Origin of the sequence: Citreicella sp. C3M06 (genome assembly GCF_018860705.1) — a bacterium.
Lineage (GTDB): Bacteria > Pseudomonadota > Alphaproteobacteria > Rhodobacterales > Rhodobacteraceae > Salipiger.
The window spans coordinates 72340-79242 of the sequence record NZ_JAHKQA010000014.1 but is presented as its reverse complement, the minus strand read 5'-3'; the positions used below and the strand labels follow the sequence as shown (position 1 = coordinate 79242).

Genomic DNA, 6903 nt, shown 5'->3' with positions numbered 1-6903 from the left:
GATGATCGCATCCAGATCCGGGTAGGACGCCATCAGCCCCTGTGCCTCGCGGTAGGATTTATCCGCAAGATCATCGCCGTAGACCGTGGCGACCAGCTCGATCCCGGCATAGTCGGGCAGCACCTTCTTCATCTCGTCGATCCAGATGTTCTGGTTCGTCGCGGTGGCCGAAGCCGACAAAAGCGCCACCTCGCCGCCATCGGGCATGTTGTCGGCGGCCAACTTGAGGATCATGTTGCCGATCAGCGCGTTGGACGAGGGGTTGAGATGCATCATCCGCCCCTCGGGGGCCACGCCGCTATCCCAAGAGATCACCGTGATGCCGCGCTGCATCGCCTTTTTCAGCGCGGGCACCAGCGCGTCGTAATCATTGGCCGACACGGCAATGGCATCGACCCGCTGGGCGATCAGCGAATTGATCACCTCGATCTGGCCTTCGGCGGTGGTGTCGGTGGGGCCGGTGTAGATGATTTCCGTATCGCCGAGCTCTGCGGCGGCTTCCTCGGCGCCCTTGGCGGCGGCCTCGAAAAAGCCGATCCCCAGCGCCTTGACCACCAGCGCGATGCGCATGTCCTCGGCCTGTGCGGCGCTCGCGCCCAACATGGTCGCGGCCATCGCCACCCCTGTCATCAGTGTCTTTATCGCGCTCATCTCTTTTCCTCCCTGAGCAAGCGTTGTGTGTTCCGTCACCCTGCGGTGCCGTCCTCCTCCTGCGCCGCGTCCAGCGATGCGACGATCAGTTCCACCCCGGCCGCGTCCAGCATCTCGCGCGCGCGCTGGCTGATGCCGTCATCGGTGATCACGGTGTGAATGCGTTCGAGCGGGCACAGCACCAGCGACGAGCGCGCCTCGAATTTCGTGCTGTCGACCAGCACAACCAGCTCGTCCGCCTGCCCGATCAGCTTGTGTTCGGCCTGGATCAGCAGCGGGTCGGCCTCCATCAGACCCAGCGGGCCAAGGCCCTGCGCCCCCATGAACATGCGCCGCGCATAGAAATTATGGGTGACGTCGTTTTCGAACGGGCTGAGCACGATCTGCTGTTCGCGGTAGATCACCCCACCCGGCAGCATCACCGTGTTCTTGGAATGCTTGAGCAGATGTTCGGCGATGGGGAATGAATTGGTGAAGACCTGCAAGCGGCGGCTGGCCAGTGGGTGCACCATCTGAAACGTCGTGGTGCCGCCGTTGATGATGATCGGCTCGCCGTCGGACACCAGATCGACCGCCGCCCGCGCGATGGCCTGTTTCTGCCGCGTGCGCAGGGTTTCGTTGACCGCAAAGGTGCGGCCCGCAAGGCCGACGAACTGCGGCGGCGCGAGGGCCTCGGCCCCGCCGCGCACCCGGCGCAGTTTCTTTTGCATGTGAAGGGTGGCGATGTCGCGGCGGATGGTTGCCTCGGACACGCCGGTCAGCGCCACGAGATCCGGCACCGTCACGACGGGGCGGTCCTGAACGGCGGACAGGATCAGCCTGTGGCGTTCTGACTCGTGCATACGTTCCTCCCTTTTCCGGCGCTTACATTGCAGAGCGGTTCGAGCATAGTCAATCATAAACGCGCATGGATTCCATTAAATCGGTGCGTGATGATTGAAAATGATTGTTTGTGATTGACAATGCGCGGGGCGCAGCGCAGCATTTAGGCAGGAGAAGACACGGGCCCTGCGCCCATCTGGGAGAAAATCATGCTTCAGACCATCCCCGCACCGCGGCTTGAAAGCCTGTGGGACGATGCCCGCGCCAAAACCATGAGCGAGCCGGAAAAGCTGCTGTACCGCTCCAACCTGCTGGGCTCTGACAAGCGCATCACCAATTACGGCGGCGGCAACACCTCGGCCAAGGTCGACATGCCCGATCCGCTGACCGGCGAGACGGCGCAGGTGCTCTGGGTGAAAGGCTCGGGCGGCGATGTCGGCTCGATGGCGCTTGACGGGTTCGCGACGCTGTACATGGACAAGCTGCGGGCGCTCAAGGGCAAGTATCGCGGGCTTGCCCATGAGGACGAGATGGTCGGCTACCTGCCGCATTGCACCTTCAACCTAAACCCGCGCGCGGCCTCCATCGACACGCCGCTGCATGCCTATGTTCCCAAGGCGCATGTCGATCACATGCACCCCGACGCGATCATCGCCATTGCCGCTTCGTCCGACAGCCGAGCGCTGACCGAAGAGATTTTCGGCGGCACCATCGGCTGGCTGCCGTGGAAAAAACCGGGTTACGAGCTGGGCCTGTGGCTGGAAAAATACTGCCTCGAAAACCCCGACGCCAAGGGGGTGGTGCTGGAATCGCACGGGCTGTTCACCTGGGCGGATGATGCCAAAGACTGCTATCTGCTGACGCTGGAGATCATCAACACCGCCATCGCATGGTTTGCGCAAAAGACCCGAGACGGCGATGCGTTTGGCGGCCCGCTCCATCGCGCGCTGCCCGAACCCGACCGCCGCGCCATCGCGGCGCAGCTGATGCCGGCGATCCGCGGGCATGTGTCGGGCAAGCAGCACATGGTCGGCCATTTCGATGACAGCGACGCGGTGCTGGAATTTGTCAACGCGCGCGACATGACGGCTCTGGCGGCGCTCGGCACCTCTTGCCCGGATCATTTCCTGCGCACCAAGATTCGCCCGCTGGTGGTGGATTTCGACCCCGCACAGGGCAATATCGACGCGGTGCTGGAAGGCTTGCCCGCCCAGATCGAAGCCTATCGCGACGATTACGCCGCCTATTACGAGCGCTGCAAACACCCCGATAGCCCGGCGCTGCGCGACCCCAACGCGGTGGTCTATCTGGTGCCCGGCGTTGGCATGATCACCTATGCCAAGGACAAGGCGACGGCGCGGATTTCAGCGGAATTTTACGTCAACGCGATCAACGTCATGCGCGGAGCCTCGATGGTCAGCAGCTATTGCGGCCTGCCCGAACAGGAAGCCTTCGACATCGAATACTGGCTGCTCGAAGAGGCCAAGCTGCAGCGCATGCCAAAGCCCAAATCGCTGGCCGGGCGGGTGGCGCTGGTCACCGGCGGGGCAGGGGGCATCGGCGCCGCCACCGCCGAGCGCTATCTGCGTGAAGGCGCCTGCGTGGTGCTGGCCGATATTTCCGAAGACGGGCTGGCGCGGGCCTCGGAGGCGCTGATCCAGACATACGGGCGCGACATGGTGCGCACACTGTTGATGGACGTCACCGACGAGGGGGCGGTGGATCGGTCTTTTGCCGAGGCCTGCGTCGAATACGGGGGCCTCGATATTCTGGTGTCGAACGCCGGGATCGCCTCGTCAGCGCCGATCGAGGACACCTCTCTGGCGCTCTGGCAGCAGAACATGGACATCCTGTCGACCGGCTATTTCCTTGTCAGCCGCGCGGCGTTCCGCCTGATGCGCCGTCAGGCCATCGGCGGTGCGGTGGTGTTCGTCGCCTCGAAAAACGGGCTGGCAGCATCGCCCAATGCCTCGGCCTATTGCACCGCCAAGGCGTCGGAAATTCACCTTGCCCGCTGCCTCGCGCTCGAAGGCGCCGAGGCGGGCATCCGTGTCAATGTGGTCAACCCCGACGCGGTGCTGCGCGGCTCGAAGATCTGGGAGGGCGACTGGCTGAGCCAGCGCGCCGCGACCTACGGCACCGACAAGGACGGGCTCGAAGAGATGTACCGCAACCGGTCCATGCTCAAGCGCTCGGTGCTGCCCGAGGATATCGCCGAGGCCGCCTATTTCCTCGCCTCGGATCTGTCGGCGAAATCCACCGGCAACATCCTCAACGTGGATGCGGGCAACAAAGAAGCATTCACCCGCTAAGGGGAAGGGCAGGACCATGACAGCATATGACAACGCAAAACAGGCCTTCGCCGATTGGGGCGTCGACACCGAAAACGCGCTGAGCGCGCTGCAGGGCATCGCCATTTCCATCCACTGCTGGCAGGGCGATGACGTGGTGGGCTTCGAAACCCGGCGCGGCAGTTCCGGCGGCGGCATTCAGGCCACTGGCAACCATCCGGGCCGGGCGCGCAGCCCGGACGAGCTGCGCGCCGATCTGGAGTTTTCCTGCGCGCAGATCCCCGGCAAGCACCGGCTGAACCTGCACGCCTGCTACATGGATACGTCCGAGGCCCCGGATCGCGACGCCATCGAATATCGCCATTTCGAACCATGGGTCGATTGGGCGAAAGCGCAGGGCATGGGGCTAGATTTCAACCCGACCTTCTTTGCCCATGAAAAGGCCGACGACAACCTGACCCTGTCGCACCCCGACGCGGGCATCCGCGATTTCTGGATCGAACACGGCAAGCGCTCGCGCGAGATCGCGGCGCGGATGGGCGATGCGCTTGGCACTGCGGCGGTGAACAACATCTGGGTGCCGGACGGCTCCAAGGACAACCCGGTTGGCCGCATCGAGGCGCGCCGTCGGCTCCAAGCCTCGCTGGATGCGATCTGCGGCGAACCGCTCGACAAGACGCGGATGCTGGATGCGGTGGAAAGCAAGCTGTTCGGCATCGGGGTCGAGGCGATGACCGTGGGCAGCCACGAGTTTTACCTTGGCTATGCGATCCGCCGGCAAATTGCGCTGTGCCTCGACATGGGGCATTTCCACCCGACAGAAAACATCGCCGACAAGCTCAGCGCCGTGGCACTGTCGGTCGATGACATCCTGCTGCATGTTTCTCGCCCGATGCGCTGGGACAGCGATCATGTCATCCTGCTCGACGACAGCATCCTTGCCATGGCGCAAGAGCTGGTCTTTGGCGATCTGCTCGGGCGCACCCGGATCGGGCTGGATTTCTTCGATGCCACCATCAGCCGCACCGCGGCTTGGGTGATCGGTGTGCGCAACATGCAAAAGGCGCTGCTGCGGGCGCTTTTGCTGCCGCAGGCCCGGCTGAAGGCCGCCGAAGACAAGTTGGATTTCACCACGCGCCTTGTCCTGACCGAAGAGCTGAAAGATCTGCCCTACGCGACCGTCTGGGCCGAATTCTGCGCCCGCTGCGAGGTGCCCGAAGGCGCCAAGCTTGTCTCGGCGCTGGCGCAGTATCAATCCTCGGTCGCAGGTCGGGGCTAGCCACGATGAATTCGTTCACCCATCCGATTTCCTTCGTCAAAGAGGCGGCGCCACTGGCGCATATGTGCTGGAGCATGGGCTGGAACGAGGCCAATGGCGGCAATTTCTCGTGGCGCCTGCCGCGCGACGAGATCACCGCCATTCTTGCCCGTCACTACCCCGATCTGGCCCCGGCCGAACCGGTGGCCATGCCCATCGACGCGCCGGATCTGGAGGGCGAGATCTTTCTCGTCACCGGCTCGGGGCAGTTCTTTCGCCATGCGCTGGAAAAGCCCAATCAGGTGTTCGGCATCGTGCAGACCGTGCAGGGCGGCACCGCGTGGCGCAAGCTGTGGGGGTTTTCGTCGGGGGCGCAGCCGACGTCGGAATTCGCCACCCATCTTGCCGCCCATGCCATCCGCAAGCGGGTCAGCGGCGGGCGCGAACGGATGATCCTGCATTGCCACCCGCCGGAGTTCATCGCGCTCAGCTTCTTGATGCCGCTGGAATCGCGCGCGCTGACCCGCGCCCTGTGGGAAAAGATGCCCGAATGCATCGTGATTTTTCCCGACGGGGTGCGGGTGGTGCCGCTGTTGCTCCCCGGAACGGTCGAGATCGCCGAAGCCTCCGCGGCAGAGCTGGAGCGCAGCCGGGTGATCTCGTGGAGCCATCACGGCATTTTTGCCTCGGAGGAAAACCCCGACAAGATCTTCGCCCTTGTCGAAACCGTCGAAAAGGCATCTGCGATCCATCGCCGGGTGCTGTCGGCGGGCGGGGCGCGGCAGGTCATCGATACCAAGATGCTGTGCCAGCTGACCGAGAAATTCGGCGCGCTGATGGTGGCGAAGCCGGAGTTTCTCGACTAGCGCGCCTTGCGTCTAGCGTGCGAGATAGCGCGCGATTGTCTCGACCTCTTCGGACGCGCCGAACACCAGCGCCACGTTCTCATGCGCGGTTTGCGGCACCAGATCGAGAATGCGGCGGGTGCCATCGGTGGCGCGGCCCCCGGCGGCCTCGATCAGCAGGGCGATGGGCACCGCCTCATAGGCAAGGCGCAGGCGGCCCTGCTCATAGCCCTTGCGGCGGTCGGCCGGATACAGGAACACGCCGCCTTTCAGCAAGATGCGGTGCAGCTCACCCACCGCCGCCGCCAGCCAGCGCATGTTGAAATCGCGGCCCCTTGGCCCGTCGGCGCCAAGGCGCAGATCGCGGGCCCAGTTCTGCAAGCCCTTGGGCCAGTGTCGTTCGTTCGACGCGTTATAGGCGATGGTCGATGCGGCAGGCTTCAGCCGCACGTCGCTGGCGGCGATGCGAAACGCCGCGCCATCCCATGTCGCGATCTGCACACCATCGCCCAGTGTGAACCCGACATCCAGCGAATGCCCGAACGAGGCATAGCCCGCCGCGACCGCCTCGGAGCCGGGGCGCAGGAAATCGCCCCGGCCCGCCGGGTAGATCGCAAACAACAGGCCCAGCGGCGCGCCGATACCGATGGAGCCAGAGCCATCGATCGGGTCGATTGCCACATCCCAGCCGCCCTCGGGGTCGAGCCGTTCGACCGCCTCGGCCTCTTCGGACAGCATGTGGCGCACCGATGCCGTGCTCAGCGCTGCCAGCAGGTGATCATGCGCGCCAAGGTCCAGCGCCTTTTGCGCATCGCCGCTTTCGTTGGTGCCGGCAATGGCCGCCGGATCCCCGGGCAGCTTGCCCGCCGCCAGCCGGGCGGCCAGCGCCGGCAGCGCCTGCGCGATGGCGGCGACGATACGGGCGGGGCCGGTCGCGGGCAGCGCCTCGGCAAGGGTCGCGGCGGTGCTGGGGCAATCGTTGGGCAGGTGCAGCATGGCGGGCTCCGTCTGGCGTTGCGGGGCTGCTAGCACCGGG

At 64.7% G+C, this 6903-nt stretch carries 6 protein-coding genes; 3 read left to right on the top strand and 3 right to left on the bottom strand.

Annotated features, from left to right (window positions below; translation table 11 throughout):
* Both KO516_RS04010 and KO516_RS04005 read right to left on the bottom strand, forming a co-directional pair.
* On the bottom strand, window positions 1–651 hold a 651-nt coding region (locus KO516_RS04010), incomplete at its 3' end, for a substrate-binding domain-containing protein (RefSeq protein ID WP_216002525.1).
* Window positions 652–686: 35 nt separating this feature from the next.
* On the bottom strand, window positions 687–1493 hold the full coding sequence (locus KO516_RS04005) for a DeoR/GlpR family DNA-binding transcription regulator (protein WP_216002524.1): 807 nt from the start codon (window positions 1491–1493) through the stop codon (window positions 687–689).
* A 189-nt stretch (window positions 1494–1682) separates the two neighbouring features.
* Between KO516_RS04005 and KO516_RS04000 the strand changes: the two genes are divergently transcribed.
* The 3 genes from KO516_RS04000 to rhaD are packed head-to-tail and all read left to right on the top strand — an operon-like array spanning window position 1683 to window position 5888.
* Window positions 1683–3785 carry a bifunctional rhamnulose-1-phosphate aldolase/short-chain dehydrogenase gene (locus KO516_RS04000; protein WP_216002523.1) on the top strand — a complete coding sequence of 701 codons (2103 nt, stop codon included), beginning with the start codon at window positions 1683–1685 and terminating at the stop codon, window positions 3783–3785.
* Between the two features lie 16 nt (window positions 3786–3801).
* A complete protein-coding gene (locus tag KO516_RS03995; RefSeq protein ID WP_216002522.1) occupies window positions 3802–5043 on the top strand; it encodes an L-rhamnose isomerase in 1242 nt (413 codons plus the stop codon).
* 5 nt (window positions 5044–5048) lie between these two features.
* Window positions 5049–5888: a rhamnulose-1-phosphate aldolase gene (gene rhaD, locus KO516_RS03990; protein WP_216002521.1), complete on the top strand. Its 840-nt coding sequence runs from the start codon at window positions 5049–5051 to the stop codon at window positions 5886–5888.
* 12 nt (window positions 5889–5900) lie between these two features.
* Here the strand turns inward: rhaD and KO516_RS03985 are convergent, their stop codons facing one another.
* Complete coding sequence (locus KO516_RS03985) at window positions 5901–6863, bottom strand: class 1 fructose-bisphosphatase (RefSeq protein ID WP_216002520.1); 963 nt, start codon at window positions 6861–6863, stop codon at window positions 5901–5903.
* Window positions 6864–6903: the final 40 nt, after the last annotated feature.